Raw genomic sequence first — 26,352 nt, 5'->3', positions numbered from 1 at the left:
CCGACTTCTCTTCAACCGAAGGACCGTGATGAACACCATCGCTGTGGGCTTCGGCGTGCTCGTCGCCGTTGCTCTCCTCATCGTGCTCGCGCTGCTGCTGTTCACCAGCCGCCTGTACCGGAAGGTGGAGCAGGGCAAGGCGCTGATCATCTCCAAGACGAAGAAGGTCGACGTCACCTTCACCGGCGCGGTCGTCCTGCCGGTGCTGCACAAGGCCGAACTGATGGACATCTCGGTGAAGACCATCGAGATCTCCCGGACCGGTCGGGACGGCCTGATCTGCCGGGACAACATCCGCGCCGACATCCGGATCTCGTTCTTCGTGCGGGTGAACAAGACCGTCGAGGACGTCATCAAGGTCGCCCAGGCGATCGGCACCGCCCGGGCCAGCGACCAGGCGGCGGTGCAGGACTTCTTCTCCGCGAAGTTCTCCGAGGCGCTGAAGACCGTGGGCAAGCAGCTGGACTTCACCGACCTCTACACGCACCGGCACGAGTTCCGCGACCAGATCATCGCGGTCATCGGCACCGACCTCAACGGCTACAGCCTGGAGGACGCGGCGATCGACCACCTGGAGCAGACCCCGATCACCTCGCTCGACGCCGACAACATCCTCGACGCCCAGGGCATCCGCAAGATCACCGAACTGACGGCGATCGAGCACGTGCGCACCAACGAGTACCAGCGCACCGAGGAGAAGGAGATCACCCGGCAGAACGTGGACGCCCGCGAGGCCGTCCTCGAACTGGAACGCCGTCAGGCGGACGCGGAGATCCGCCAGCGCCGCGAGATCGAGACGCTGCGCGCCAAGGAGGAGGCGGCGATCGCCCGCGTCCAGGAGGAGGAGCGGCTCAGCGCCCAGGGCGCGTTCCTGAAGACCGAGGAGCAGCTCGGCATCCAGCGCGAGAACCAGGCCCGTGAGGTGGCCGTCGCACAGAAGAACCGCGAGCGGGTCATCGCCGTGGAGACGGAGCGGATCGAGAAGGACCGCCTGCTGGAGGTGATCGGCCGCGACCGGGAGACGGAGCTCGCCCGGATCGCCAAGGACAAGGAGGTCGAGACGCAGAAGCGGGAGATCGCCGACGTGATCCGCGAGCGGATCGCGGTCGACCGCACCGTCGCCGAGCAGGAGGAGTCCATCAAGACCCTGCGCGCCGTCGAGGAGGCGGAGCGGCTGCGCAAGTCGATGGTCATCCAGGCCGAGGCCGAGGCGCAGGAACAGCTGGTGAAGGACATCAAGGCCGCCGAGGCCGCCGAGCAGGCCTCCCAGCACAAGGCCCGCGAGTCCCTGGTGCTCGCCGAGGCGCGCCGCCAGGCCGCAGACCTGGACTCGGCCGCGAAGATCCGCCTCGCCGAGGGCGTCCAGGCGGCGGCCGCCGCCGAGGGCCTGGCACAGGTGCAGGTACGCGAGCAGGAAGCGGCGGCGATCGAGAAGGTGGGCCGGGCGGAGGCCGTCGTCCTCACCGAGAAGGCGCAGGCCGCCGCGCTGGAGATCGGCGCGAAGCTCAAGGCCGAGGCCGAGGGCCTGACCGAGAAGGCCGCCGCGATGGCCGCCCTCGACGAGGCGAGCCGCGGTCACGAGGAGTACCGGCTGCGCCTGGCCGCCGAGAAGGACATCCGCCTGGCGGGCCTGGACACGCAGCGGCAGATCGCCGAGGCCCAGGCCAGCCTGGTCGCGGCCGGGTTGGAGAAGGCCAACATCGACATCGTCGGCGGTGACGGAGTCTTCTTCGACCGCCTGGTGCAGTCCGTGACCGCGGGCAAGGCCGTGGACGCCTTCGTCGCCCACTCCGACACCGCCCGCACCCTGGCCGGCCCCTGGCTCGACGGCAGCGCGAACTTCACCGAGGACCTCACCCGGGTGCTGTCCTCCGTCTCCACCGCCGACGTGCAGAACCTCACCGTCTCCGCCCTGCTGATGAAGCTCATCGGCGCAGGCGGCGACCAGACCGGCCCGCTCACCCAACTGCTCGCTTCCGCCCAGCAGATGGGCATCGCCGAGACGCCGCTCGCGGCCCTCAACGGCGCGAAGAAGTAGCCGGCCCGAAGAAGCAGACGGCGCAGAAAACCGCGCCGAGTAGGAGAAGGAGCAACCACGGTGGCCGAGGACGTCGACGTCGACACGGGCACGTACGAGGTGCTGCGCGCGCGGCTGGCCGCCGCCGCGGCCGAGCTGACCGGGCGGGCCACCGCCCTGAACGCCCGCCGGGTGGCGGAGTTCGGCGCCGGGGAGCTCCAGCTGACCGGCACCGGCCGGCTGGCCACGGCCGGCGCCTGCACACTGCGGGACGCGGTGGGCCTCGGCGGCCTGCTGCTGGTCGGCCGCAACCCCGCCGCCGACGCGGACCGGGGCGGCGGCGACGTCCTCTCGCTCCACCGCCCGGACCTGACCGACGCCGCCCCGGAGGAACTGCCGGGCCTGCTCGACGACCCCCGGTTCCGCCAGGACCTCGCCGAGCTGTACCGGTACTTCCGCGACGCGCGCCTGGAACAGCTGCGGCTGGTCGACAGCCGGCTGCTGGCCGTCTTCCGCACCGGCCCGGCCGCCGGCGACCTCCGGGTGCTGCGCTGGCAACTGGGCGCCGACGGCAGCGTCTCCTACCTGGACGCACGCGGCGAACGCGGCAACCCGCCCGGCGGCGGGCAGGAGGTGGAGTGGCGGACCGTCACCCGGGACGACCACCTCACCGGCCCGCAGCCGCAGGCCGACCTCGGCGGCGAACTGCGGCTCGCCACCGCCGGCGGCACCCTCGCCCTGAGCACCCCCGCAGGCGCCGTCCTGCACCAGGAGCCACTGGCCGAGCCGCTGCAGACCCTCGCCGACGCCGACATCGCCCACGCCCGCCTGGACACCCTGCTGCTGGTCCGCATCCGCCCCTACCAGGAGCAGACGGCCCGTCACCTGGTGTGCCACCTGCCGACCGGCCGGGTCAGCAGGATCGACGCGCTCGGCCAGGCCTGCCTGCTCCTCCCGGGCGACCAGGGGCTGGCCTTCCCCGGCGGCTACCACCTCACCGACGGCAGCGTCCGCGCCTTCGACCACCCCACGGCGGGCCTCGGCCACGAACGGACGGTGCGCTCGCCCAACGGCGAGGACGTCCTGTTCGTCTTCCGCGACCCGGTCGACGGCCGCACCCTGCTGCTGCCGTACAACACCGTCCGGCAGGAAGCCGCCGCCCCGCTCGCCTGCCAGGGTCACGCACTGCTCGACGACGGCACCCTGATCGCCCTGCGGGGCGGCGACGACGGGCCGGCGCTGTTCCACCCGGTCCAGGTGTGGCGGACGCCGTTCACCAGCGAGCGGTACCGGGCGGCGCAGCCGCCCGGCCAGGGCCCGCTGGCACGGATCGGCAACCCGGACCTCGTCCGCGGCCTCGCCGACTGCCTCGCCGTGGCCCGGCTGGCCGCGGCCCGCACCGACACCGCCGCCGGCCACACCGCCGTCCTCGCCGCCTGCACCCGCACCGCCGACCGCCACCACTGGCTCGGCGAGACCGGCCTCGGCGACCTGCACGAGCCGCTCCACGCGATCCGCGACACCGCCCGGCAGGCCCTCGCCGAGTACGAGACAGTCGCCCGCCTCACCGAAGCGGCCGCAGCGGCCGTCGACCGGGCCGCGCAGCAGGTGGAGACCCTGCTGCGCCTCACCCGCGGCGAGAGCCCGGACACCGCCACCGGCTGGGTCGGCCGGCTCACCGAACTCCGCCGCGCCCAGGGCCGGGTGGAGGCGCTGCGCGAGCTGCGCCGCGCCGACACCGCGCACATCGACCGGCTCGCCGCCCACCTCTCCGAGGGCCTGACCGAAGCCGCCGGCCGCGCCGTCGCCTTCCTCGCCCGGCCCGACGCCTTCACCGACCAGCTCCAGCAGGCCGCCGCCCTCACCGAGGCCGCCGAGTCCCTCACCGCCGGCGCCGACGGCGAACCGCTCGCCGAGCAGATCGCCGCCCAGGCCGAGACCGTCCAGGTCGTCGGCGAGCTGGTCGCCGAACTCGACCTGGCCGACCTCACGGTCCGCACCGGCATCCTCGACCGGCTCGCCGACGTCCTCGCCGAGACCAACCGGGCCCGCGCCGCCCTCACCCGGCGCCGCCGCGAACTGCGCACCCGGGAAGCCGCCGCCGAGTTCGCCGCCGAATCCTCCCTGCTCACCCAGGCCACCACCGCCGTCCTCGCCACCGCCGACACCCCCGAGGCGTGCGACGAACAACTCGGCCGGCTGCTGCTGCGCGTCGAACAGCTCGAAACCCGCTTCGCCGACGCCGACCCCGCCCTCACCGACCGGCTCACCACCCGCCGCACCGAGATCCACGACACCCTCACCACCCGCCGCCAGGCCCTCCTCGACGAACGCGCCGCCCGCGCCGACCGCCTCGCCCGATCCGCCGACCGCGTCCTCGACGCCCTGCACCGCGAGCTGACCGCGCTCACCACGGCGGGCGACATCGACGCGGCCCTCGCCGCCGGCCCGACCGCCGCCAAGGTCCGCCAACTCGCCGACCAACTGCGCGGACTCGGCGATCCGGTGCGCGCCGGCGAACTGGCCGGCCGACTCGGCGCGGCCCGGGAACAGGCCCAGCGCGCGCTGCGCGACCGCGCCGACCTGTACACCGGCGACGGCAGCGCCCTCCGGCTGGGCCGACACCTGTTCACCGTCACCACCCGGCGCCCCGAACTCACCCTCCTCGCCGGGTCGGACGCCCCGGCCTTCGTCCTCACCGGCACCGACTACCGGTCCCCCGTCACCGACCCCGCCTTCCGGGCCGCCCGCCACCACTGGGGCCGGCAGCTGGCCTCCGAGACCCCCCGGATCTACCGCGCCGAGTACCTCGCCGCCGGCGTCCTGCTCGCCGCCGAACCGGCCGGCCTCGACGCCCTCCACGAGGCGGACGGCGCCGGCCGGCTGCTCGACCTGGTCCGCCGCGCCATCGAGTCCCGGCCAGACGAGGGCTACCAGCGCGGCGTCCACGACCACGACGCCACCGCCGTCCTCTCCGCACTGCTGCGCCTGCACGCCGACGCCGGAGCACTGCGCCACCCCGCCGCCGCCCGCAGCGCCGCCCGGCTCTTCTGGGCACACGGGACCGACGACACCTCCCGAGCCGTCTGGGCGGCCCGCGCCCGCTCACTCGCGCTCGCCCGCGACGCCTACGGCCCGGTGCCGGCACTCGACGACCTCGCCCACGAACTCGACCGGGCCATCGGCGAGTTCACCCGGACGACGGCGCTCCCCGGCCCGCCCGAGGGCGCGGCCGGCCGCTACCTCGTCGACGAACTCGCCCGCCGCCCGGTCGGGTTCGCCACCCGCCCCGCCACCGTCGCCCTGCTCGACAAGTTCCACGCCGGGCCCGACGCCGACGGCCTCACCGAGGCCCTGCACACCCTCCCCGACGAGCCCGCCGCGCTCCGCGCCCGGCACCAGCTCGCCTCCGCCTGGCTGGCCGCCTTCACCGCGGCGAGCGGCCACGGCGCCGGACCGGACGACCTCGCCGAGGCCGCCGCCCTGCTGTGCGCCCCCGCCCTTCCCCGCTACGCCGCGACCGGCGCCGTCGAGACCACCGTCACCGGCCTGCGCGGCGACCACCCCCTGCTGAACTCCGGCGCCCTCACCGTCCGCCTCGCCGAACTCCTCACCCGCACAACCGAGTTCGCCACGCACGAGGTGCCCGCCTTCCGCGCCCACCAGCAGCTGCGCACCGAGCTCCTCGACGCCGAGCGGACCCGGCTGCGCCTGGACCAGTACCGTCCGGCCCCGCTCAACGGCTTCGTCCGCAACCGGCTCATCGACGAGGTCTACCTCCCCCTGCTCGGCGACAACCTGGCCAAGCAGCTCGGCACCGCGGACTCCGACGCCGGCCCCGACCGCAGCGGCCTGCTGCTGCTCCTCTCCCCGCCCGGCTACGGCAAGACCACCCTCGTCGAGTACCTGGCCGACCGGCTCGGCCTGCTCCTCGTCAAGGTCAGCGGACCCGCGCTCGGCCACCGGGTCACCTCGCTCGATCCCGCCGAAGCCCCCAACGCCACCGCCCGCCAGGAGATCGAGAAGATCAACTTCGCCCTGCACGCCGGCTCCAACGTCCTGCTGTACCTCGACGACGTCCAGCACACCTCGCCCGAACTCCTCCAGCGGTTCATCCCGCTGTGCGACGCCCAACGCCGCATCGACGGCGTGTGGGACGGCCGGGCGCGCGAATGGGACCTGCGCGGCAAACGCTTCGCCGTCGTCATGGCCGCCAACCCGTACACCGAGTCCGGCCGGCAGTTCCGCATCCCCGACATGCTCGCCAACCGCGCCGACGTGTGGAACCTCGGCGACGTCCTGGCCGGCCGCGACGACCTCTTCGCGCTCAGCTTCCTGGAGAACGCCCTCACCGCCAACCCCCACCTCGCCCCGCTCGCCGCCCGGATCCGCACCGACCTGGAAGCCCTGCTGCGGCGCGCCGAGAACGGTCCCGACGCCGCGCCCCTGGCGCACCCGTACCCGGCGGACGAACTCGACCGGATCCTCGCCGTCCTCGGCAGACTCCTGCGCGCCCGGCGCACCGTCCTGGACGTCAACCGCGCCTACATCGCCTCCGCCGCCCAGGCCGACCACACCCGCACCGAGCCGCCGTTCCTCCTCCAGGGCTCCTACCGGAACATGAACAAGATCGCCCAACGGGTCGCGCCCGTCATGGACGACGCCGAACTCGACGCGCTGATCACCGACCACTACCGCGCCGAGGCACAGGCCCTCGGCGCGGCGGCCGAGGCGCAGCTCCTGAAACTCGCCGAACTCCGCGGCACGCTCACCCCGGACCGGGCCGCACGTTGGGACGTCCTCAAGTCCGCCCACCGGCAGGCGGGATGAGGGCGTCGACGCCGTCCCGCGGGCCGGGCCGGGGCGGCACGTAGGATCTCGCGGATGACCGCCACCGCGCCGCTGATCGATCTCGCCGTCCTCCTGTCGGCCGCCGCCGGGCTGTGGTGCGGCGGCCGGGCACTGGGTGGCGGCGGGGCCGAGCCGGGTCGGGGCGGGCGGACGGTGCGGCCCGAGGTGGGGATGGCGGTCGTGGTGGCGGCCGTGTACGTCAACCAACTGCTGTGCGCCGCCTACGTGGTGAGGGTGCACGGCGGGGACGCGTCGTTCGTCGCGCGGTACCTGCCGCCCGGGTGGTTCGCGCAGCCCGTGGGGAGCCCGATGGTGCGGGCGCTGGCGGAGTGGCTGCCCGCGCCGGAGGCGTTCGGGCCGAGCGTGCTGCGCGTACAGGCGTTCCTGGAACTGCCGTTCGTGCTGTTCGCGTACGGGACGGCGCTGCGCAGGATCAGCCCGGCGCTGTACCGGGCGGCGCTCGGGTCCCGGCCGCTGGTGTGGGCGGCCGCGGCCTCGTACACGGTGGTGTTCGGCGTGGTGGAGTGGGCGCTGCGCAACCCGTGGACCGTCCAGGACCTGGCGATCCGCGCCGCCTCCGCCGCCGTCGCCGCGCCGCTGCTGCGGGCCCTCGCCCGCCGCGACCGGGGGACCGAACTCCGGCCCGGGACAGGCGGGTTGCTGCACTTCGCCGTCGCGCTGTGGGCGCTCGGCGGGCTGGTGATGGTGGTGTACGACACCGCGCTGCTCTACAACTCGGCCCACCTGCACACCCGTTGGCCCGAGCTGCTGCTGTGTTCGGCCGTCCTCGCGGTCACCGCGCGGTGGCAGCCGGCCGACCCGGCGACGGTCGGCCCGGCGACGGTCGGCCCGGCCACGGCGGCGCTCGGCGTCGTGCTGCGCCGGGGCCTGGTGCTGTTCCTGGTGCCGGCGCTGGCGATCCGCTACGGCCTGGGCTTCGCCGACCCGCAAGTCGCTGCGGGCGGGGGCCTGTTGGTGGCCGTCGCCGCCCTCTGCCACCGGCAGGTGCGGCAGGCGGGGGCACCGCTCGCGCTCGCTGCGACGGCCGGTCTCGGCGCCGCGTACCTCGCCCTGCACGCGGTCGCCGACACCTACCCCGAGAGCGGGCTGCTCCGCGCGATGGTCGCCTTCCTGACGACGGCCGTCCTGGTCTGCGCGGTCGCCGACCGGCGGCCCGGCGCCCGGCCGGTGGCGTCGGCGGGCTGACGGCCCGATGCTCGCCGAGGTCCGCCCGGCGCTGTGAGCGCGCGGTCAGTCGTTCTCGTCCTCGTCGAAGTCGCCCAGGTGGAGCGGCACTCGGCCAGGACCGGAGCGGAGCAGCTCGGTGAGGTGCCCGGCCAGGCGGCGAGGGCGGACGGTCTGCTCGGTGGCCGCCAACTCCTCGATGCTCCACCAGTGGTGGCCGTACCGGGCCTCGTCGGTCTCGACCCGGACGGCGGCCGCCTCGGCCGCCGTGAGGCGGCAGAGCCGGTACTCCTCGGACTGGTCGAAGCGGCGGCCGTCGACGCTGAACGCGGCCCGCCGCGTCCAGGCGAGCGGGCCGAGCCGGTCGGCGGCCACCGTCAGCGCGGTCTCCTCGCCCAACTCCCTGACGGCTGCCGCCAATGCGTCCTCGCCGTCCTCGATCCCGCCGCCGACGGTGAACCACCAGCGGGCCCCGTCGGCGCGCGGGTCGCGACCGCACAGCAGCAACAGACGGTCGCGGTGGTCGAGCAGCAGGATGCGGGAGGTGCGGCGGCGGATCGGGGCCATCGCGGGCTCAGGCGGGGTGGCGGACGCCGAACCACTGCTCGGCGTCGTACTCCTCGAAGCGCTCCACCTCGGTGAAGCCCAGCTTCGACGCCACGCGCATCGACGGGCCGTTGGCGGTCTGGGTGCAGAGCACCACCGGCTCGCCGGCCCGTTCCTCGGCGCACCAGTCGAGGACGGCCGCGCACGCCTCGGTCGCGTAGCCGTGGCCCCACGCGTGCGGCAGGAACATGTAGCCGAGCTCGGTCTCCTGCCCCTCCGGCCGGACGCGGCGGGGATGCTCCGGGGCGCGCCGGTCCACGGTGACGATCCCGATCATCGCGCCGTCGAGGTCCACCACGAACAGCCCGGGCCGCCGCCTCGGGGTCTCCGGCACCGCCCGCTCGAACTCCTCCCGCGGACGCGCCCCACCGAGGTACGTCCCGACCTCCGGCGAGGTGAACAGCTCGACGACCGCCCCCCGGTCGCGCGCCTCCGGCTCACGCAGCACCAACCGCCCGGTGCGGAGCGGAGCGGCCAGCCAGCCCTCGGGTCCAAGATCAGCCATGCCCGGCAACCTACCGGACGCCCTGGCGCGGCAGCTGCTTCTCGGGCGAATCGGCCGAAGACCGCACCATCGCCCCCGTCGAAGCTCCCGAGCGGTAAACCCGTGGCAGGGGCGGTCGGCGGCGTGTCAGCATCGGCGGATGCCCGCCCGCAACCGCATGCTGCCGCGCGGCCTCTCATGGCCGCTCACGTCGACCGACATCCGCTCCGTACTCGGCGAGGGCGAGGGCGAGGCCGAGGGCGAGGGCGCGGGCGAAGGCGAAGGCGAAGGCGCGCGCGAGGGCGACGCGTCCGTCGACGTCACGTTCTGGTGGCTGGCCCGGGGTGACGGGGAGCTGCTGGCGGTCGAGTGGCTGCCGGAGCGGCGCGGCAACTACGGCGGCACCCACCCGCACCTGTGGGAGACGTTCAAGATCTGGGTCTCGCCCCTGCCCTCCGCCCGGCGGGCCGCCGCGCGGCAGGCGCTGCGCGCCGAGGCGCTGCCCGCGCTGGCGGCATGGATCGCCGCCGCCCGCAACGCCCCCGAGGGGTGGCGGGCGGCCCGGCACAGCAGGTCGTGGCGGGTCGGGGACGACGGCTCGGTGACGTGGCTGGACGACCGGCGCCGATGACGGGGCGTCAGGGGGTGAAGAGCTCGTCGAGGTGGTGGGTGAGGAGGGCGAGCGCGGCGTCGCCGTCGCGTTGGCCGCCGAGGACGCTCTGGCCGAGGCCGTTGACGAGGGCGGCGAGCAGGGCGGCGGTGGTCTCGGGGGTGTGGGCGGGGGAGAGGGCGCCGGTCTGTCGGGCGGTGCGGAGTTGCTTGGCGAGGAAGGATTCGAGCAGGTCGGCCTGGCCGGTGCCGTGCTTTTCGAGGGCCTCGGGGTCGTTGAGGACCAAGGCGTAGTACGCGGTGTAGGTGCGGGCGATGCGGCGGCTCTCGGCGTCCGTGGGGAGGATGCACGAGAGGACGGCGGTGATCAGGTCGCGGGGGGTGGGCGGGTTGCCGGCGGCGGCGATCCAGCGGGCCATCCGGTCCTGGAGTTGGGCGCCGAGGCGGGCGAGGGCGTCGAGCAGCAGGCCCTCCTTGGTCTCGAAGTAGTACTGGACCAGGCGCAGTGAGACGCCGGCCTCGGCGGCGACCGCGCGCATGCTGGCGGATTGCAGTCCTTGGGTGTCGGCGATCCGCAGCAGCGCTTCGGCGATCTGCCGTCGGCGCTCCTCGTGTTCGACCTTCGTGTTCATGATCCGGCCTCCCTGGTACACCCGTATCATGCCGTGATACACATGTACCATGCGAATCAGCGAGTTCAGGAACGCCCAGGCCGCCGACCGGTTCCGCACCGCCTACGACCACGCCCTGGCCGCGCTCTGGCCCGGCCCCCGCACCCCGATCGACGCCCCCACCGCCCACGGCCTCACCCGCGTCCTGCGCACCGGAACGGCGGGCGGACGGCCGGTCGTGCTGCTCCCCGCGTCCGGCGGCAACGCCCTGATGTGGCACCACCAGCTGCCCGAACTCGCCGCCCGCCACCCGGTGTTCGCGATCGACCCGATCGGCGAACCGGGCGCCAGCGTGCAGCGCGCCCCGATCGCCGACGGCGCGGACGCGGCGGCCTGGCTGGAGGACGTCCTCGCCGCGCTCGACCTCACCGACGTCCACCTGGTCGGCTGCTCCTACGGCGGCTGGGTCGCCCTCCAGCACCGCCTGCACCACCCCGGCCGGGTCGGCGCGATGACGCTGCTCGACCCGGCCGGGTTCAACGGCTTCGGCGTCCGGTTCTACGCCTGGCTGATCGCCGGCGGCCTGGCCGCGAGCGCGCCCCGCGCCCTGCGGCCCCGGCTGGCCCGGGCGGTCGCCAACAGCGCCGTGCTGGAGGACGAGTTGATGAAGCTGACCCGCGCCGCGATGGGCTTCCGCCGGGCGCTGCCCGTCCCGCCGGTGCTCACCGACGAGGAACTGCGCCGGATCGACCTGCCCGCGCAGTTCCTGCTCGGCGCCCGCAGCGCCCTGCACGATTCCGCCGAGGTCGCCGCCCGGATCGGCCGGGTGCTGCCCACCGCCCGGGTGGAGGTCGTCCCCGGGGCCGGCCACTCGCTGCCGATGGACGAGCCCGCCCTGGTTGCCGAGCGGATCGTCGGGTTCGGCGACTGACGGCCGGACGTCACGGCCCGGGCCGGACGATCTGCACCAGGTTGCCGCAGGTGTCGTCGAACACCGCCGCCGTCACCGGTCCCATCCGGGTCGGCTCCATCGTGAACTCCACGCCCAGGCCGCGCAGTCGCTCGAACTCCGCCTGCACGTCGTCCACCGCGAACGACGCCGCCGGAATGCCGTCCCGCACCAGCGCCGCCTTGTAGGGCGGCACGGCCGGATGCCCGGACGGCTCCAACAGCAGCTCGGTGCCCCCGGGTTGCTCGGCCGAGACCACCGTCAGCCAGCGCGCCCCGCCGCCGAGCGGCACGTCGTGCTTCTTCACGAAGCCCAGCACCGCGGTGTAGAAGCGCAGCGCCTTCTCCTGGTCCTCGACGAACACCGAGGTGATGTAGATCCGCATCCCGCCGCCCTCCGAGCCGTGGCATCGGGCCCGACCCTACGGCCGGCCGCCGCCCCGGCCCCGGGCGGCGCGCCGACCCGGGCGGTCACGGCTGCGGAAGGCGCGCGGCGACGGCCGCGAGGAGGAGGTCGAGGGCGAGAGGGTAGGCGCTGCGCCGCATGTCGGCGGCGAGCAGGTGCGCGGTGGCGGCGATGTGCGGATGGGTGGCGGGGGAGAGGGCCCGGTAGGCGGTGTCCCAGACGTCGAGGTCGGCGCGCTGGGCGGGCGCGGGGAGGGCGAGCGCGGCGGAGTCGAGGACGGCGAAGCCGAGGGCCTGGTCGATGAAGGCGTGGTAGAGGGCGACGGCGTCCGGGTCGGGGAAGCCCGCGTCGCGCAGGATGCCGAGCATGGTCTCGATGGTGCGGATCTCGTTGGCGCGGCCGGTGGTGCGGTACGCCGCCAGCACGGCGGCCTGCGGGTGGGCCAGCGAGTGGGCGTGGACGCGCAGGCCGACCTCGCGCAGGTCGGCGCGCCAGTCGCCGGTGGGCTGCCAGCCGTGCAGGCCCCGCCCGATCAGTTCGTCGGCGACGGCGATCAGCAGGTCGTCCGTGCTGTGGAAGTAGCGGTAGACCGCGCTCGGGTCCGCGCCGAGCGCCGCGCCGAGGCGGCGGACGGTGAACGCCCCCGCGCCGTGCTGCCCGACCAGGCGCAGCGCGGTGTCGACGATGACCTGTTCGGAGAGCACGGTGCCCTGCTTGGTGGGGCGCCGCCGCCTGCGCGCCGCCTCCGGGACCACTCGTTCGCTCGCCCGGTCGGCCGCTCGTTCGGTCATGGACCCGAGCTTATGACAACGCCATTGACGTGTGAAGAGGACGACGGGTTTCATGACGTGCCACCGGCGCTTCCGCCGGTCCCCCCACCCCGCCCCGGCGCGCCCCCCAACTCGCGTTCGCCGTACGGGCGTTCCTCCCCCATGAACTGAATCGGTGGTGATCCCTTGGCAACGACGGTCGAGGACGGCGGACCCGTCCCGGGCGACGGTTCCGCCCCGCAGACGATGCGCAGATCGGTCGGTGTCGGCGCGGTGGTGGTGATCGCCGCGTCCAGTACGGCCGCCACCACCTCGATCGGCATCGGGCTGGGCCTGATGGCGGGGGTGGTCGGCCTGCACCTGCCGGCGATCATGCTGCTGGCGTTCCTGCCGGTGCTGGGCATCGCCTGCGGCTACGGGCGGCTCAACCGGGTCGAGCCGGACGCGGGCAGCTCGTACCGGTGGGTGGGCCGGGTGCTCAGCCCGTGGCTGGGCTTCCTGACCGGCTGGGTCAACATCGTCACCACCATCGTGTTCATGGCGTACACCACCACGGTGACCGGCTCGGCGATCGTCCAGCTGGCCGGCACGGCCGGATTGCACTCCCTGCCCGGCGTGGAACTCGACCCGGACTCCAGTTTCCAGTGCACGCTGATCGGCATGGTGGTGCTGCTGGGAGCGACGGTGGTCGCCGTGCGCGGGCTCGACCTCGCGGCGGCGCTGCAGAAGTACCTGCTGATCTTCGAGTACGCGGTGCTGATCGCGTTCTGCGGGTACGGGCTGTTCGCCGGCGACCAGCCGTTCAGCCTGTCCTGGTACAACCCGTTCGAGCTGACCTCGCCGAGCGCGCTCGCCCAGGGCATGGTGCTGGCGGTGTTCTGCTACTGGGGCTTCGAGTCGGTGTTCAGCGTCGGCGAGGAGGTGCGCGACCCGAAGGACGCCAGCCGCGGCGGGTTCCTGTCGCTGCTGCTGATGCTCGGCCTGTTCCTGTTCGCCGGCACCGCCTTCCAACGGGTGCTGCCGCTCGACGAGTTGGCCGACAACGGGGCCACCGGCCTGGCGTACTTCGCCGACCGGCTCGCCCACCAGCCGCTGGCCGCCCTGCCGTTGGTGGCGCTGACCTGCTCGGCCGCGGCCTCGTTGCAGGCCTCGGTGATCCCGACCGCGCGCGGCGCGCTCGCGATGGGCCGCGACGGCACCCTCGGCCGGGTCTGGACGCGGCTGCACCCGCGCCACCGCACCCCGGCCACCGGCACCTGGCTGATCACCGGCATCGCGCTGGCGCTGGCCGCGCTGTCGCTGGTCATCCCGACCGTCACCGAGCTGATCTCGGCGACCGTCAACGCGATCGGCATCGTGGTCGCGCTCTACTACGCGCTGGTGGCGATCGCCTCCGCCGTGCGCTTCCGGCACCTGCTGCGCGAGGACCTCGTGCAGGGGCTGAAGGCCGTGGTCGCGCCGCTGCTCGGCGGGTCGGTGCTGCTGCTGGTCGGCGGCTACCTCGCCTGGAGCCTGTACGACTCCGCCGACCACTTCGAACTCGCCGCCGACAACGGGTGGTTCGAGCTCTCGGTGCCGGTCCTGATGATCGGCTCCGGTCTGGTGGCCGCCGCCTGGTCGCGCTGGGTGCGCCGCTCGCCGTACTTCACCCGCGCCCAATCCCTGTAACACCCCGAAGAGCTGAGGAAGCACCCATGAACCACGCCGACCTGGTCTTCACCGGAGGACCGATCCACACCGGCGACGCCGCCCGCACCCGGGCCAGTGCGCTGGCCGTCACCGGCGAGCGGATCACCGCCGTCGGCCACGACGAGGTCCGGGAGTTGATCGGCCCGCGCACCGAAGTCGTCGACCTGCGCGGCCGGTTGCTGACCGCCGGCTTCCAGGACGCGCACGTGCACGCGGTGTACGGCGGCATGGAGATGACCTCCTGCGACCTCAGCGAAACCGTGGGCGTGGACGACTACCTGCGCCTGATCGGCGACTACGCGGCCGCCCACCCGGAACAGGAGTGGATCACCGGCGGCGGCTGGTCGCTGGAGAGCTTCGACGGCGGACTGCCCACCCGGCAGCTGCTCGACCGGGTGGTGCCCGACCGGCCGGTGCTGCTCTCCAACCGCGACCACCACGGCGCCTGGGCCAACTCCCGTGCGCTGGAAGCCGCCGGGATCACCCGGCACACCCCCGACCCGGCCGACGGCCGGATCGAACGCGAACCCGACGGCACGCCCAGCGGCATGCTCCAGGAAGGCGCCGTCGGCCTGGTCGGCATCCACGCCCCCCGCCCCACCGCCGCCGACCGGCTGGCCGGACTGCTGCGCGCCCAGCAGATGCTGCACTCGCTCGGCATCACCGCCTGGCAGGACGCCCTGCTCGGCGAGTTCGGCGGCCACCCCGACCCGTCCGACGCCTACCTCACCGCCGCGCAGCAGGGCACGCTCACCGCCCGGGTGGTCGGCGCGCTCTGGTGGGACCGCGAGCGCGGCGCCGACCAGATCCCCGAACTCGTCGCCCGACGCGAGAAGTTGAGCCACGGACGGTTCCGCGCCGGGGCGGTGAAGATCATGCAGGACGGCATCGCGGAGAACTTCACGGCCGCCCTCACCAGCCCCTACCTGGACGGCTGCGGCTGCGCCACCGGCAACAGCGGCCTGAGCTTCGTCGACCCGCTCGCGCTGCGCGAGCACGTCACCGCACTCGACGCACTCGACTTCCAGGTGCACTTCCACGCCCTCGGCGACCGCGCCGTCCGCGAGGCCCTGGACGCCGTCGAAGCCGCCATCGCCGCCAACGGCCGGCGCGGCAACCGGCACCACCTCGCGCACCTGCAACTCGTCCACCCCGCGGACCTGCCGCGGTTCGCCGAGCTCGGCGCGATCGCCAACATCCAGCCGCTGTGGGCCGCCCACGAGCCGCAGATGGACGAGCTCACCATCCCCTTCCTCGGCCCCGAACGCGCCGCCTGGCAGTACCCGTTCGGCGACCTGCTGCGGGCCGGCGCGACCCTCGCCGCGGGCAGCGACTGGCCGGTCTCCAGCGCCGTCCCCATCGACGGCCTGCACGTCGCCGTCAACCGCCGCGAACCCGACGCCGCCCCCGGCACGCCCGTCTTCCTGCCCGCCCAGCGGCTCGACCTGGCCACCGCGCTCGCCGCCTACACCGCCGGCACGGCCCACCTCAACGGCCTCGACGACACCGGCACCCTCCGCCCCGGCCACCTCGCCGACCTGGTCCTGCTCGACCGCGACCCCTTCGCCGCCCCCACCGAAGAAATCGCCCACACCCGCGTCCTGCGCACCTACGTCGGCGGACGGCAGGTCTTCACCGCGGAGTGATCGGCCCCCCGACAGGGCGATCGGCACGCCGCCGAGTCGCCCGTCGCCCGGGACGGCGTACAGCGCGGAGCCCGAACCGCTGCGCTGTACGCCGTCCACCGGCACGCCGACCACCACGAGTACGCCGCCACCTCCCCGCTCGCCGGCCTCGCACAACTGGCCCGGCGTCCGGGCCGTCCCGGACCGGGCCGCCGGCCGCTCGATCCGGCACCCCGACTTCGTGCGCGGCAGGGACTGGCCGCGGGCCTTCATCACCTTCGCGGCGGCCCTCTACCTGGCCGGGCAGCCGTACGCGGCGAACCTGGTCTTCCAGGAGATCGGCGACGCCGTCTGCGAAAGCCCGTGGGACCGGCTCGGGGACGACCCGGTGGCCGCCTTCCGCCACATCCGTGCCGTGTGCGCCGCCTGACGACGGCACAGGCGCCGACGCCGCGACGCTGTGTCTGCCCGGCATGCGGAATTGATTCGCACACCTGTCGTACGGACGTGATAGGAATCTCCGTCCGGGGAGGCCGCGCGGCTGCCCCGGCGGATCGGCACGGCACAAGGGGACCATCGGGATGGGGCTGTTCGACAGGCTGATACGGCGACGGGCCAAGGGCGGGCCCGCGCTCGACCCGACGTTCGGCGATCCGGAGCTGGCGCTGCTGATCGAGCGCGGCGCGGCCGGCGACTGGCCGGGCGTCCGGGCCGTCCTGGAACAGGCCCGCGACCAGGCCGACCTGGTCACCATGGTCGACCTCGTCAGCGACCTGAGCGGCACCCAGGTGTGGCTCGCGCAGGCCGTCGAGCAGCACCCCGAGGACGACCTCGCGCTGCTGGTCGCCGGCGCCCGGCAGCTGGTCTGGGGCTGGGAGGCCCGCAGCAACGCCCAGGCGAAGTACGTCGGCGCCGACCAGTGGAAGGTGTTCGGCGAACGGCTGGAACGCGCCGAGGAGCAGCTGTTTGAGGTCGCCGAACGGCAGCCCGACTGGCTCGGCCCCTGGTACTTCCTGCAGATCACCGGGCGCGGCGTCTCGGTGCCGAAGGAGGCCGCCGCCCGCCGCTTCGAGGCCGCCGTCCGCCGCCACCCGCACCACGCGGCCTCCCACCGGCAGCGGCTGCAGCAGCTGTGCGCCAAGTGGGGCGGCTCGCACGAGGAGATGCACGCCTTCGCCCGCGCGTCGATGCTCGCCGCCCCCGAGGGCAGCCCGCTCGGCGAACTCGTCGCCTACGCGCACATCGAGCACTGGCTCGCCCTCGACCGCGGCGAGGACAGCCGCTACATGTGCAGCCCCGCCGTCGCCCGGTCGCTGCACGAGGCCGCCGAACGCTCCATCTGGCACCCCGACGCCGTCCGCGGCCGGACGTGGGCCGGCGCGCACAACACCTTCGCCATGGCGTTCTCGCTGTGCGGCGAACGGCAGGCCGCGCACCGGGTGTTCACCGAACTCGACGGCCGCGTCACCAAGTCCCCGTGGGGCTACCTCGGCGACCCGGTGACGGTCTACACCCGCCGCCGCGACGCCGCCGCGTAGCCCGCGCCGCCACCGCTGCGCCGCCGACCGGCCGCACCCCGTACCCCGCACCGAACCTCGAAGCGAAGGACCCGCCCGGTGACCCCGAACGACTCCAGCGCGCACACCTTCCAGGTGGACCTGCGCGGACTGGTCGACCTGCTCTCCCACCACCTGTACTCCAGCCCGCGCGTCTACCTGCGCGAACTGCTGCAGAACGCGGTCGACGCGATCACCGCCCGCCGGCAGCTCGACCCGGCCGCGCCCGCCGCGATCACCGTCACCACCGGCGACGAGTTCTCGGTCTCCGACACCGGCGTCGGCCTCACCGAGGCCGACGTGCACACCTTCCTCGCCACCATCGGCCGCAGCTCCAAGCGCACCCCCGACGGCGCCCTGGACGCCGGCCAACTCGCGGACGCCCGCGCCGAGTTCATCGGTCAGTTCGGCATCGGCCTGCTGGCCTGCTTCGTGGTCGCCGACGAGATCACCGTCCGCACCCGTTCCGCCCGCACCCCCGACGCCCCGGTGATCGAATGGCGCGGCCGCTCCGACGGCCGCTACACCATCACCACCCTGCCCGGCTCCGCCCGCCCCCAGCCAGGCACCACCGTCACCCTCACCCCGCGCGCCGACGCCGAGGAGTGGACCTCCACCCGCCGGGTCACCGAACTCGCCCGCCACTACGGCAGCCTGCTGCGCCACGAGGTGACGGTCGTCGACGCGGCCGGCCGCTCCACCCGGATCAGCGAGACCCCCACCCCGTGGGCCCGCCGCCACGACACCCCCGCGGCCCGCCGCGAGGCGCTCACCGCGCACTGTCGCGACACCTTCGACTTCACCCCGCTCGACGTCATCGACCTCGACCTGCCGCTGGTCGGTCTCAGCGGCGTCGCCTACGTGCTGCCCGACGCCGTCCCGCCGTCCCGCCGGGCCGGCCACCGCGTCCACCTCAAGGGCATGCTGCTCTCCGACCAGGCCGACGAACTGCTCCCCGACTGGGCGTTCTTCGTGCGCTGCGTGGTCGACGCCGAACGCCTGCGCCCCACCGCCTCCCGCGAGGCGCTGTACGCCGACGAGACCCTCGCCGCCGTCCGCGACGCCCTCGGCCTGCGCATCCGCGACTGGCTGACCGGCCTGTCCGCCAGCGACCCGGCGCTGCTGCACCGCTTCCTGTCCATCCACCACCTCGCCGTCAAGTCGCTCGCCCGGCACGACGACCAGCTGCTGAAGATGCTGCTGCCGTGGCTGCCGTTCGAGACCACCGACGGCAACGTCACCCTCGACGAGTTCGCCCGCGCCCACCCCGTCATCCTGGTCACCCGTACCGTCGAGGAGTTCCGCCAGGTCGCCCCGATCGCCGGCGCGGCCGGACTCGGCGTCGTCAACGGCGGCTACACCTACGACCGCGACCTGGTCCACCGGCTGCCCGAGATCCGCCGCGGCGCCACCGTCGCCGACCTCGACCCGGCCACCGTCACCGCGCACCTCGACAACGTCGACCCCGCCACCGAACTCGCCGCCGCCGCGTTCCTCGCCGCCGCCCGCGACGTCCTCGGCCGGTTCGACTGCGACGTCGCGCTGCGCACCTTCCACCCCAGCAGCGCCCCCGCCCTGCTGCTCGACGACCGGGAAGCCCGGCACGAACGCACCCGCAGCCAACTCGCCGACCAGGCCGACGGGTTGTGGGCCGACATCCTCGGCTCGCTGGGCAGCTCCGCGCCCCGCGCCCAACTCGTCCTCAACCACCTCAACCCGCTGGTCCGCCGCGCCGCCGCCATCCGGCACCCCGACCTCGCCACCACCACCGTGGAAGCGCTCTACGGCCAGGCCCTGCTGCTCACCCGGCGGCCGCTGAAGGCCAGCGAATCCGCCCTGCTGAACCGCTCGTTCCTCGCCCTGCTCGACCACGCGATGCTCGGCCACGAGCCCACCACGCCGCACCGGGAGCCGTGATGCTCGACACCATCGACGCCGTCCGCGCCGCCCTGCGAGCCAACGACGAACAGCCCCACGGCCGCGGGCGCACCGTCACCGCCGAGGAACTCGTCGACGCCGCCGAGCAGTTCGACGACCACGAGCTGCTCGCCTACGCCCTCCTCGACCTGATGGAGGCCTACGAGAACGACGCCGAACGGCGCAAGCTCCCGGTCGTGTTCGCCCGGATCGCCGCCCTGCGCAGCAAGCACCCCGACGCCTTCGACGGCTGGGCCGAGCGCGCCACCGACTGGCGCTACAAGTGGGTCGCGCACGCCCTGCGCAGCGTCCCCGACGTCCCGCTGGAGGCCGTCCGCCGCTGGCACGGCGAACTGCGCGAGCACTACCGCACCGCCGGCCACGACCTGCAGCCCTACTACGGCGAGCAGTACCACCTCGCCGCGCTCACCGGCCGCGACGTCGAGCAGGCCTTCGACCTGTGGGCCGCCCGCTCCCGCGCCGCGTTCAGCGACTGCCAGGCCTGCGAACTGCGCGCCCAGGCCAGGCACTTCGTCCGGCTCGGCGACGACGACCGGGCGCTCGCGATCTGGCAGCCGGTGTTCGACGGCGAACACTCCTGCGCCGAGGAACCGCACGTCAGCCGCGCCCACGCACTGCTGCCGCTGCTGCGCGCCGGCCGCGCCGACGACGCCCGCTCCGCCCACCTCACCGGCTACCGGTGGGCCCGCGGCCGCTCCCGCGCCGCCGAGGAGATCGGCCTGCACGTCGAGTTCTGCGCCCTCACCGGCAACGAACCGCGCGGCCTGGAGATCCTCGCCGACAACCGCGACCTGTTCGACCAGCACGGCGACCCGTTGGCCCGCCTGCACTTCCTCACCGGCGCCCAGCAGTTGCTCGCCCGGCTGAACGCCACCGGCCACGGCGACGTCCCGGTGGCCGGCCCGCCCGGCACCCGGCACACCGCCGCCGAACTGCTCGCCGCACTCACCGCCGAGGGCGACGCCCTCGCCGCCCGCTTCGACGCCCGCAACGGCACCACCGCCGTCGGCGACGCCCGCCGCGAACGCCTCGGCCGCGCACCGCTGTTCGCCGAACCGCTCGCCCTCGGCCTGCGCGCCGCCACCCCCGCGCCCGCCCCCGCCCCGGCCCGCCCGGCCGACCGGGCCGCCGCCGGCACCCCCGAGACCGTCGCCGAACTCGTCGCCCGCGCCCGCGAGTTGCACGACCGGCGGCACCCCGAGGCAGTCGCCCTGTGGCGGCGCATCGACGCCCTCGTCACCGCCGACGGCTACCAGCACCCCGACGACCCCGACCTCGGGCCGCACGTCCTGCTGCGGGCCGAACTCGCCGAACAGCGCTCCCGCAAGGACGGCCTGCCCGACGAGGAACTGGTCGCCCACCTCACCGAGGCCGCCGACCACTACGAGCAGGCCGACCGCCCCGCCCGGGCGATCGGCTGCCGCGCCCTCGCCGCCGCCATCCCCGAACGGGACACCGACCCGACGGCCGAACTCGACGCGTACGAACGGCAGGTGCGCGAACTGGTCGAGGCCGGCGCGGCCCGGGCCGGCGACGCCCTGCTCACCGTGCTGCACGCCCGCGCCGTCGCCGCGTTCCACCTGGACCTGGCCGGCGCCGACCCGCACGACCACGACGACGACCACGACGACGGCCGCGACCGCGACCACGACGACGACGGCCGCGACCACGACCGTCCCGGGCCGCGCGACGTCACCCGCCTGGAAGCCGCCGTCGCCCGACTGCGCGAGGAGGCGCAGCGCCAGGACGACCCGCCGGCCGAGATCAACGCCGACCAACTCCTCGCCCGCGCCTACTTCGTGGCCGGCCGCCGGGACGACGCGGCCGACATGATCCGGCAGGCCGAACGCCGCATCGAGGCCGCCGAACTGCCCTGGAAGCTGGTCGCCGTGTACGGCTGGCAGGCCGAATTCGCCATGGAACAGGGGGAGTTGGAGCGCGCCGAGGAACTCGCCCACCGGGCGCTGGCGATCGCCGCCCAGCACGGCGACCGCACCGCCGCCCCCGCCCGGCTGCAGAACCTGGTCGCCCGCATCCACCTCGCCCGCGGCGAACTCGACGCCGCCGTACGGGCGTTCACCGACGCCGCGGCCCGCCACGACCACGCCGGACAGGCCGACGAGGCCGCCACCGCGCGCGGCCGACTCGGCCAGGTCCTGGCGACGGCCGACCGGTACGCCGACGCCGCCGCCGTCCTGGAAGCCGTCCGGCTGGAGGCCGCGTTCGCCGACCTCGCCCCCACCGAACAGGCCCAGATCCGCCTCACGCTGGCCCGTTCGCTGCGCGAACTCGGCGAACACCGCGCCAGCGCCGAGGAGTTTCTGCACGTCGCCGACCTCGCCGCCGGCTGGGACCACAACCGGGAGGTGCACACCCTGGTCGCCTGCGACGCCGCCGTCGCCCTGGCCCGCGCCGACCAGTGGCCCGCCGCCGACCTCGCCCGACAGCGCGCCCTCGACAGTCACCGCGCCGCGCCGCACCCCGACGCCGCCGTCGACATGCTGCTGCGCCTCGCCCGGCTCACCGCCGGCGCGCGCGGCAAGGACGGCCGCGACCAGGCGCTCGCCCGACTCGACGAGGCCGCCCGGATCGTCGCCGACGCGGAGCGCGACGGCCTGGAGGTCTCGCTCGGCTGCGTCGAGGGCACCCTGCACGACACCAGGGCCCGCACCCTCGCCGAGGTCGGCGCCCCCGAGGAGGCCCTCGTCGAGATCGAACTCGCCATCGCCGCGTTCGCCGCCCACGGCGCCGACGGCAACCGGGCCCGCGCCGAGTCCATCCGCTGGGCCGCGCTGCTCGAAGGCAACCGCCTCGGCCGCACCCAGGAGGCGCTGACCCGGCTGGAGCAGGCCGCCGCCTGGTGCCGCGAGATCGGCGAACCGCAGGTCGCCGACCACCTCACCGACCTGCACGCCCACCTGCGCCGCCAGCACTGACCGCCGCGCACTGACCGCCGTGTGCGGAGGGCCCGCCGGGAACCCGGCGGGCCCTCCGTACGCGGTCAGGCCTGCTCCAGCACCTCGCCGACCAGGCCGCGGGCCTCGTCCTGCACCCGCGCCAGGTGGTCGGCGCCGAGGAAGCTCTCCGCGTAGATCTTGTACACGTCCTCGGTGCCGGACGGCCGGGCCGCGAACCAGGCGTTCTCGGTGCAGACCTTGAGCCCGCCGATCGCCGCGCCGTTGCCCGGCGCCTCGGTCAGCACGGCGGTGATCCGCTCGCCCGCCAGCTCGGAGGCCGTCACCCGGGAGGCGTCCAGCGCCGCGAGGGCGGCCTTCTGCTCACGGTTCGCGGGGGCGTCCACCCGGGCGTACACCGGGTCGCCGTGCCGGGCCGTCAGGTCGCGGTAGTGCTCGGACGGGGTGCGGCCGGTGACGGCGGTGATCTCGGAGGCCAGCAGAGCGAGCAGGATGCCGTCCTTGTCGGTGCTCCACGGCGTGCCGTTGCGGCGCAGGAACGACGCCCCGGCGGACTCCTCGCCGCCGAACGCCACCGTCCCGTTCAGCAGCCCGTCCACGAACCACTTGAAGCCGACCGGGACTTCGAGCAGCTCCCGGCCCAGCCCCGCCGCCACCCGGTCGATCATCGAGGAGGACACCAGCGTCTTGCCGACCGCGGCCGCCGCCGGCCAGCCCTCCCGGTTGCGGTACAGGTAGTCGATGGCGACGGCCAGGTAGTGGTTGGGGTTCATCAGCCCGCCGTCGGGCGTGACGATGCCGTGCCGGTCGGCGTCCGCGTCGTTGCCGGTGGCCAGCGTGAACGCCGCCCGCTGCTCGATCAGCGAGGCCATCGCGTACGGGGAGGAGCAGTCCATCCGGATCTTCCCGTCCCAGTCCAGCGTCATGAACCGCCAGGTCGGATCGGTCAGCGGGTTGACCACCGTCAGGTCCAGCCGGTGCGTCTCGGCGATCCGGCCCCAGTAGGCGACGGACGCGCCGCCCAGCGGGTCCGCGCCGATCCGCACCCCCGCCGTCCGGACCGCGTCCAGGTCCAGCACCGCCGGCAGGTCGTCCACGTACCGGCCCAGGAAGTCGTAGCGGCCGGTGGTGTCGGCCGCCAGCGCCCGCGCGTACGGAATCCGGCGGACCTCCTTCAATCCGCCCGCCAGCAGCTCGTTGGCGCGCCGCTCGATCCGGCCGGTGGCCGTGGAGTCCGCCGGGCCGCCGTGCGGCGGGTTGTACTTGAACCCGCCGTCGGCGGGCGGGTTGTGCGAGGGCGTCACCACGATGCCGTCCGCGAGCGCCGCGGGCAGCGTGCGGTTGTGCGCCAGCACGGCGTGCGAGACGGCGGGCGTCGGCGTGTAGCCGTCCGCGGTGTCCAGCAGCACCGTCACGCCGTTCGCCGCCAGCACCTCCAGGGTCGTCGCCCGGGCCGGCTCGGACAGCGCGTGCGTGTCGATGCCGAGGAACAGCGGCCCCGTGGTGCCCTGTTCGGCCCGGTAGTCGCAGATCGCCTGCGCCGTCGCCGCGATGTGGTCCTCGTTGAACGCCGACTTCACCGAGGAACCCCGGTGGCCGGACGTGCCGAACGCCACCCGCTGCCCGACCTCCGCCGGGTCCGGGTGCAAGGCGTAGTAGGCCGTCACCAGGCGAGCGACGTCGATCAGGTCCTGCGGCTGCGCCGGCTGCCCGGCCCGTGCATGCACCATCGTGGCTTCTCTCCTCGGTCGGTACGGCAAGGATGCCCGCCGACCATCATCGGGGCCACACCGCGCCACCTGCGGGAACGCCGCCGGGAGACCGGACAGGCCCTACCGCTTGCGCCCGCGCTTCGCCGGGGCCTGACGGCTCGTCGTACCGCGCTGGCCCGTCCGCGGCTTCTGCTGCGACTTCTGCTGGGGCTTCTGCTGGGCCTTGGCGGGGGCCTTCCTGGCCGCGGGCTGCTTCTTCGCCGGCTCGGTGGCGGCCCGGCCGCGGGAGCTGTTCGCGGTGCGGCCGCGGACGATGCCGATGAACTCCTCGACCAGGTCGGTGGTCGCCGCCTCCGGCCAGGCCAGCACCACCTGCGACTGCGGGACGTCCGCCAGCGTGCGGTAGGTCAGGTCGCGCCGGTGGTGCAGCCGGGCCAGCGACTGCGGCACGGCCAGCACGCCGACGTTCGCCGCCACCAGCTCGATCGCGTCGGCCGTCGTCGCGGGCCGCTCGAACGCCGGGCGGCCCGGCAGAGCGCCGTCCGGCCAGTCCAGGACGTCGTCCTGCGGGTGGAAGACGACCTCCTCGGCGAGGTCGGCGACGGAGACCTCCTCGGCGGCGGCCAGCCAGTGGTCCTTCGGGAACACCACCACGGTGGTCTCGGTGTACAGCGGGATCGCGCTCAGCACCGTCCGGTCCACCGGCAGCCGCACCAGGCCCGCGTCCGCGCCGCCCGACAGCAGCAGGCCGTGCCCGGCGACGGGCGTCTCCTGCACCAGTTCCAGCGGGACGTCGGGCAGCCGCTCACCCCACACCCGCAGCCACTTGGTCGGGGTCACGCCCGGCACGTACACCAGGCGGAAGGAATCGGAGGGCTGCTCGATCTCGGTCACACCGTCCAGGCTACCTACCGTGACCTGGGCAGGTGCGCACTCCCTATACCCTTGGTCCATGACTACGCCCAAGCCCAAGAGCTCCCAGACCATGAAGCCCGCGACCGCGGCCAAGAAGCTGGGGATCTACCTGGCGGCGACCCCCGCCGAGTTCCAGGCGGGCGTCGTCTCCCGCGACGAGCTCAACGCCCTCCAGACCACCCCGCCGCAGTGGCTCGCCGACCTGCGCCGCAACGGCCCGCACCCGCGCCAGGTGATCGCCGCCCGCCTCGGCATCTCCGTCACCGGCCTGAACCGGGCCGGCGTCTCCGAGGCCCTCACCACCGAGCAGATCAACGCCCTGCGCGACGAGAACCCGGACTGGCTGCAGCGCGAGCGCACCATCCAGGCCGAGGTCCGCAAGGAGACCCAGCGCCTCAAGGAGAAGCCGGCCGCGAAGGAGAAGCCGGCCGCGAAGAAGAAGTAGCCCGCGACCCGGACCGCTGACCGCCTGATCGCTGATCGTGGACAGCCGAACGCCCCGGCACGGATCGTCCGTGCCGGGGCGTTGCGTCGTCGGGACGGGTCAGCTCTTCGCGCCCGGCACGAGCTTGGTGAAGTCCACCGTGTCGCTCGCGCTCGGCGGAGTGGTGCTGACCGCGGTGCCGTAGTCGGAGTAGGTCGCCGTCGAGGTGATCTCGCCGGCCTTGCTCTGCATCTGCTCGACCTTCTTGACCAGCAGGTTGTCGGCGGTCACCCAGACCTCGATGTGGTCGCTGGTGATCCCGGCGGCGGCGAACTGCTTCTGCAGGGCGTCCGCCTGCGCCTGGGTGAGGCCCTTGGTGGTGGCCTGGGCGATGTCGGTCGCCGAGAGGTCACCGGCGTACTTGGTGGCCTGAACGCCGTTCACGCTCTCGGTGCCGGCCTTGTCGACCTTGCCGGAGGCGATCAGCGCCCGCACCGACGAGACCGGGTCGGCGTTCTGCAGCTGGTTCTTCATGCTGTCGCCGGCCGCGCCCATCAGCTTCGCGAGGTCCGCGTACCCGTACTTGATCCAGTGCGCGCCGCCCAGCTGACCGGCCATCGCGGCGCCCATGTTCACGTACATCGCGTCGTCGAGGTACCGCGCGGTGAAGGTGCCGTCGCTGCCGGCCTTGCTGAGGGTCTCCGCCATCGGGCCGCCCATGGTGCCGGTCAGCTCGCCGTTGAGGCCGTGCTCCCAGGAGATCGCGCCCTTCATGCTGCTGGCCTTCGTGGCGCCGATCTGCATGGTGGCCTCGGTCTTGGCGGACTTGGCCGCGCTGGTCTTCTCGCCCACCATCGCGAGCATCGCGGCGGGCGTCAGCTCCTTGGCCGCGTCGGTCCCCGAGCTCTTGCTGTCCGCGGCCTTTCCGGTGCCCGCGGCGCTTCCGTCGGCGCCCTTGCTGCCGCAGGCCGTCGCGGTCAGTGCGAGCACGACGGCGGTGGCGGCAAGAAGCGTACGTCCGGTCCTGAACATCTGAACTCCCCCTGGCGTTTCGGTCTTTCGGGGCGGACTCTAGCCGATGGCCCCGACGG

Annotated in this window: 20 protein-coding genes; 12 read left to right on the top strand and 8 right to left on the bottom strand. The window is 74.2% G+C overall.

The genetic code is table 11. From position 1 onward, the window contains the following. The first annotated feature begins 28 nt into the window (after positions 1-28). From ACFV4P_RS09355 to ACFV4P_RS09345, 3 genes are read left to right on the top strand one after another with little or no spacing between them, the layout of a single operon-like run. Positions 29-2,038: a flotillin family protein gene (locus ACFV4P_RS09355; protein WP_380469030.1), complete on the top strand. Its 2,010-nt coding sequence runs from the start codon at positions 29-31 to the stop codon at positions 2,036-2,038. A gap of 60 nt (positions 2,039-2,098) precedes the next feature. Further along, complete coding sequence (locus ACFV4P_RS09350; protein WP_380469028.1) at positions 2,099-6,847, top strand: DNA repair ATPase; 4,749 nt, start codon at positions 2,099-2,101, stop codon at positions 6,845-6,847. Positions 6,848-6,901: 54 nt separating this feature from the next. Next, positions 6,902-8,074, top strand: coding sequence for a hypothetical protein (locus tag ACFV4P_RS09345; protein WP_380469026.1), 1,173 nt, complete (start codon positions 6,902-6,904; stop codon positions 8,072-8,074). 45 nt (positions 8,075-8,119) lie between these two features. Here ACFV4P_RS09345 and ACFV4P_RS09340 read toward each other — a convergent pair whose 3' ends face one another. After that, positions 8,120-8,620: an NUDIX hydrolase gene (locus ACFV4P_RS09340; protein WP_380469024.1), complete on the bottom strand. Its 501-nt coding sequence runs from the start codon at positions 8,618-8,620 to the stop codon at positions 8,120-8,122. A 7-nt stretch (positions 8,621-8,627) separates the two neighbouring features. After that, complete coding sequence (locus ACFV4P_RS09335) at positions 8,628-9,164, bottom strand: GNAT family N-acetyltransferase (RefSeq protein WP_380469022.1); 537 nt, start codon at positions 9,162-9,164, stop codon at positions 8,628-8,630. Positions 9,165-9,303: 139 nt separating this feature from the next. On the opposite strand from ACFV4P_RS09335, the gene ACFV4P_RS09330 reads away from it, so the two are divergent. After that, complete coding sequence (locus ACFV4P_RS09330) at positions 9,304-9,774, top strand: hypothetical protein (RefSeq protein WP_380469020.1); 471 nt, start codon at positions 9,304-9,306, stop codon at positions 9,772-9,774. Between the two features lie 7 nt (positions 9,775-9,781). Here ACFV4P_RS09330 and ACFV4P_RS09325 read toward each other — a convergent pair whose 3' ends face one another. Further along, complete coding sequence (locus ACFV4P_RS09325) at positions 9,782-10,384, bottom strand: TetR/AcrR family transcriptional regulator (protein WP_380469018.1); 603 nt, start codon at positions 10,382-10,384, stop codon at positions 9,782-9,784. Between the two features lie 49 nt (positions 10,385-10,433). Here ACFV4P_RS09325 and ACFV4P_RS09320 point away from each other — a divergent pair, with 49 nt between their 5' ends. After that, positions 10,434-11,294, top strand: a complete 861-nt coding sequence (locus ACFV4P_RS09320; RefSeq protein WP_380469016.1) for an alpha/beta fold hydrolase — start codon at positions 10,434-10,436, stop codon at positions 11,292-11,294. Between the two features lie 10 nt (positions 11,295-11,304). Here the strand turns inward: ACFV4P_RS09320 and ACFV4P_RS09315 are convergent, their stop codons facing one another. Further along, the gene (locus ACFV4P_RS09315) at positions 11,305-11,697 is read right to left on the bottom strand and encodes a VOC family protein (RefSeq protein WP_380469014.1); all 393 of its coding nucleotides are present in this window, start codon (positions 11,695-11,697) and stop codon (positions 11,305-11,307) included. Positions 11,698-11,782: 85 nt separating this feature from the next. Next, positions 11,783-12,508 (bottom strand): TetR/AcrR family transcriptional regulator, encoded by a 726-nt coding sequence (locus tag ACFV4P_RS09310; protein ID WP_380469012.1) that lies wholly within the window; start codon positions 12,506-12,508, stop codon positions 11,783-11,785. Between the two features lie 225 nt (positions 12,509-12,733). On the opposite strand from ACFV4P_RS09310, the gene ACFV4P_RS09305 reads away from it, so the two are divergent. From ACFV4P_RS09305 to ACFV4P_RS09280, 6 genes are all read left to right on the top strand, one after another. Then, on the top strand, positions 12,734-14,155 hold the full coding sequence (locus tag ACFV4P_RS09305; RefSeq protein ID WP_380469139.1) for an APC family permease: 1,422 nt from the start codon (positions 12,734-12,736) through the stop codon (positions 14,153-14,155). Between the two features lie 26 nt (positions 14,156-14,181). After that, entirely contained in the window at positions 14,182-15,822 is a 1,641-nt protein-coding gene (locus ACFV4P_RS09300) for an amidohydrolase (protein ID WP_380469011.1), read from the top strand. Positions 15,823-16,042: 220 nt separating this feature from the next. After that, on the top strand, positions 16,043-16,231 hold the full coding sequence (locus ACFV4P_RS09295) for a hypothetical protein (protein ID WP_380469009.1): 189 nt from the start codon (positions 16,043-16,045) through the stop codon (positions 16,229-16,231). A 151-nt stretch (positions 16,232-16,382) separates the two neighbouring features. Then, entirely contained in the window at positions 16,383-17,339 is a 957-nt protein-coding gene (locus ACFV4P_RS09290) for a hypothetical protein (protein WP_380469007.1), read from the top strand. A gap of 78 nt (positions 17,340-17,417) precedes the next feature. Continuing rightward, on the top strand, positions 17,418-19,274 hold the full coding sequence (locus ACFV4P_RS09285; protein ID WP_380469004.1) for an HSP90 family protein: 1,857 nt from the start codon (positions 17,418-17,420) through the stop codon (positions 19,272-19,274). Then, complete coding sequence (locus ACFV4P_RS09280) at positions 19,274-22,231, top strand: hypothetical protein (protein WP_380469002.1); 2,958 nt, start codon at positions 19,274-19,276, stop codon at positions 22,229-22,231. Before ACFV4P_RS09285 ends, ACFV4P_RS09280 begins: the two co-directional genes overlap by 1 nt. Before the next feature lie 65 nt (positions 22,232-22,296). Here ACFV4P_RS09280 and pgm read toward each other — a convergent pair whose 3' ends face one another. Both pgm and ACFV4P_RS09270 read right to left on the bottom strand, forming a co-directional pair. Further along, positions 22,297-23,940: a phosphoglucomutase (alpha-D-glucose-1,6-bisphosphate-dependent) gene (pgm, locus tag ACFV4P_RS09275; RefSeq protein WP_073809355.1), complete on the bottom strand. Its 1,644-nt coding sequence runs from the start codon at positions 23,938-23,940 to the stop codon at positions 22,297-22,299. A 102-nt stretch (positions 23,941-24,042) separates the two neighbouring features. Beyond that, on the bottom strand, positions 24,043-24,816 hold the full coding sequence (locus ACFV4P_RS09270; protein ID WP_380469000.1) for a LysR family substrate-binding domain-containing protein: 774 nt from the start codon (positions 24,814-24,816) through the stop codon (positions 24,043-24,045). Between the two features lie 58 nt (positions 24,817-24,874). On the opposite strand from ACFV4P_RS09270, the gene ACFV4P_RS09265 reads away from it, so the two are divergent. Continuing rightward, positions 24,875-25,282: a DUF5997 family protein gene (locus ACFV4P_RS09265; RefSeq protein WP_380468997.1), complete on the top strand. Its 408-nt coding sequence runs from the start codon at positions 24,875-24,877 to the stop codon at positions 25,280-25,282. A gap of 99 nt (positions 25,283-25,381) precedes the next feature. Here the strand turns inward: ACFV4P_RS09265 and ACFV4P_RS09260 are convergent, their stop codons facing one another. Next, positions 25,382-26,293 (bottom strand): hypothetical protein, encoded by a 912-nt coding sequence (locus ACFV4P_RS09260; protein WP_380468995.1) that lies wholly within the window; start codon positions 26,291-26,293, stop codon positions 25,382-25,384. Positions 26,294-26,352 lie beyond the last annotated feature (59 nt).

Source organism: Kitasatospora sp. NPDC059795 (assembly GCF_042732175.1).
Classification (GTDB): Bacteria; Actinomycetota; Actinomycetes; order Streptomycetales; family Streptomycetaceae; genus Kitasatospora.
Note: the sequence above shows the minus strand (reverse complement) of the source record. Positions and strands in the feature narration are given on the sequence as shown.

Coding starts and splice junctions, on each gene's coding strand:
- ACFV4P_RS09280 (WP_380469002.1), top strand. CDS start 19,274: ATGCTCGACACCATCGACGCCGTCCGCGCCGCCCTGCGAGCCAACGAC.
- ACFV4P_RS09355 (WP_380469030.1), top strand. CDS start 29: ATGAACACCATCGCTGTGGGCTTCGGCGTGCTCGTCGCCGTTGCTCTC.
- ACFV4P_RS09340 (WP_380469024.1), bottom strand. CDS start 8,620: ATGGCCCCGATCCGCCGCCGCACCTCCCGCATCCTGCTGCTCGACCAC.
- ACFV4P_RS09310 (WP_380469012.1), bottom strand. CDS start 12,508: ATGACCGAACGAGCGGCCGACCGGGCGAGCGAACGAGTGGTCCCGGAG.
- ACFV4P_RS09345 (WP_380469026.1), top strand. CDS start 6,902: ATGACCGCCACCGCGCCGCTGATCGATCTCGCCGTCCTCCTGTCGGCC.
- ACFV4P_RS09260 (WP_380468995.1), bottom strand. CDS start 26,293: ATGTTCAGGACCGGACGTACGCTTCTTGCCGCCACCGCCGTCGTGCTC.
- ACFV4P_RS09325 (WP_380469018.1), bottom strand. CDS start 10,384: ATGAACACGAAGGTCGAACACGAGGAGCGCCGACGGCAGATCGCCGAA.
- ACFV4P_RS09300 (WP_380469011.1), top strand. CDS start 14,182: ATGAACCACGCCGACCTGGTCTTCACCGGAGGACCGATCCACACCGGC.
- ACFV4P_RS09265 (WP_380468997.1), top strand. CDS start 24,875: ATGACTACGCCCAAGCCCAAGAGCTCCCAGACCATGAAGCCCGCGACC.
- ACFV4P_RS09305 (WP_380469139.1), top strand. CDS start 12,734: ATGCGCAGATCGGTCGGTGTCGGCGCGGTGGTGGTGATCGCCGCGTCC.
- ACFV4P_RS09335 (WP_380469022.1), bottom strand. CDS start 9,164: ATGGCTGATCTTGGACCCGAGGGCTGGCTGGCCGCTCCGCTCCGCACC.
- ACFV4P_RS09320 (WP_380469016.1), top strand. CDS start 10,434: ATGCGAATCAGCGAGTTCAGGAACGCCCAGGCCGCCGACCGGTTCCGC.
- ACFV4P_RS09290 (WP_380469007.1), top strand. CDS start 16,383: ATGGGGCTGTTCGACAGGCTGATACGGCGACGGGCCAAGGGCGGGCCC.
- ACFV4P_RS09315 (WP_380469014.1), bottom strand. CDS start 11,697: ATGCGGATCTACATCACCTCGGTGTTCGTCGAGGACCAGGAGAAGGCG.
- ACFV4P_RS09330 (WP_380469020.1), top strand. CDS start 9,304: ATGCCCGCCCGCAACCGCATGCTGCCGCGCGGCCTCTCATGGCCGCTC.
- pgm (WP_073809355.1), bottom strand. CDS start 23,940: ATGGTGCATGCACGGGCCGGGCAGCCGGCGCAGCCGCAGGACCTGATC.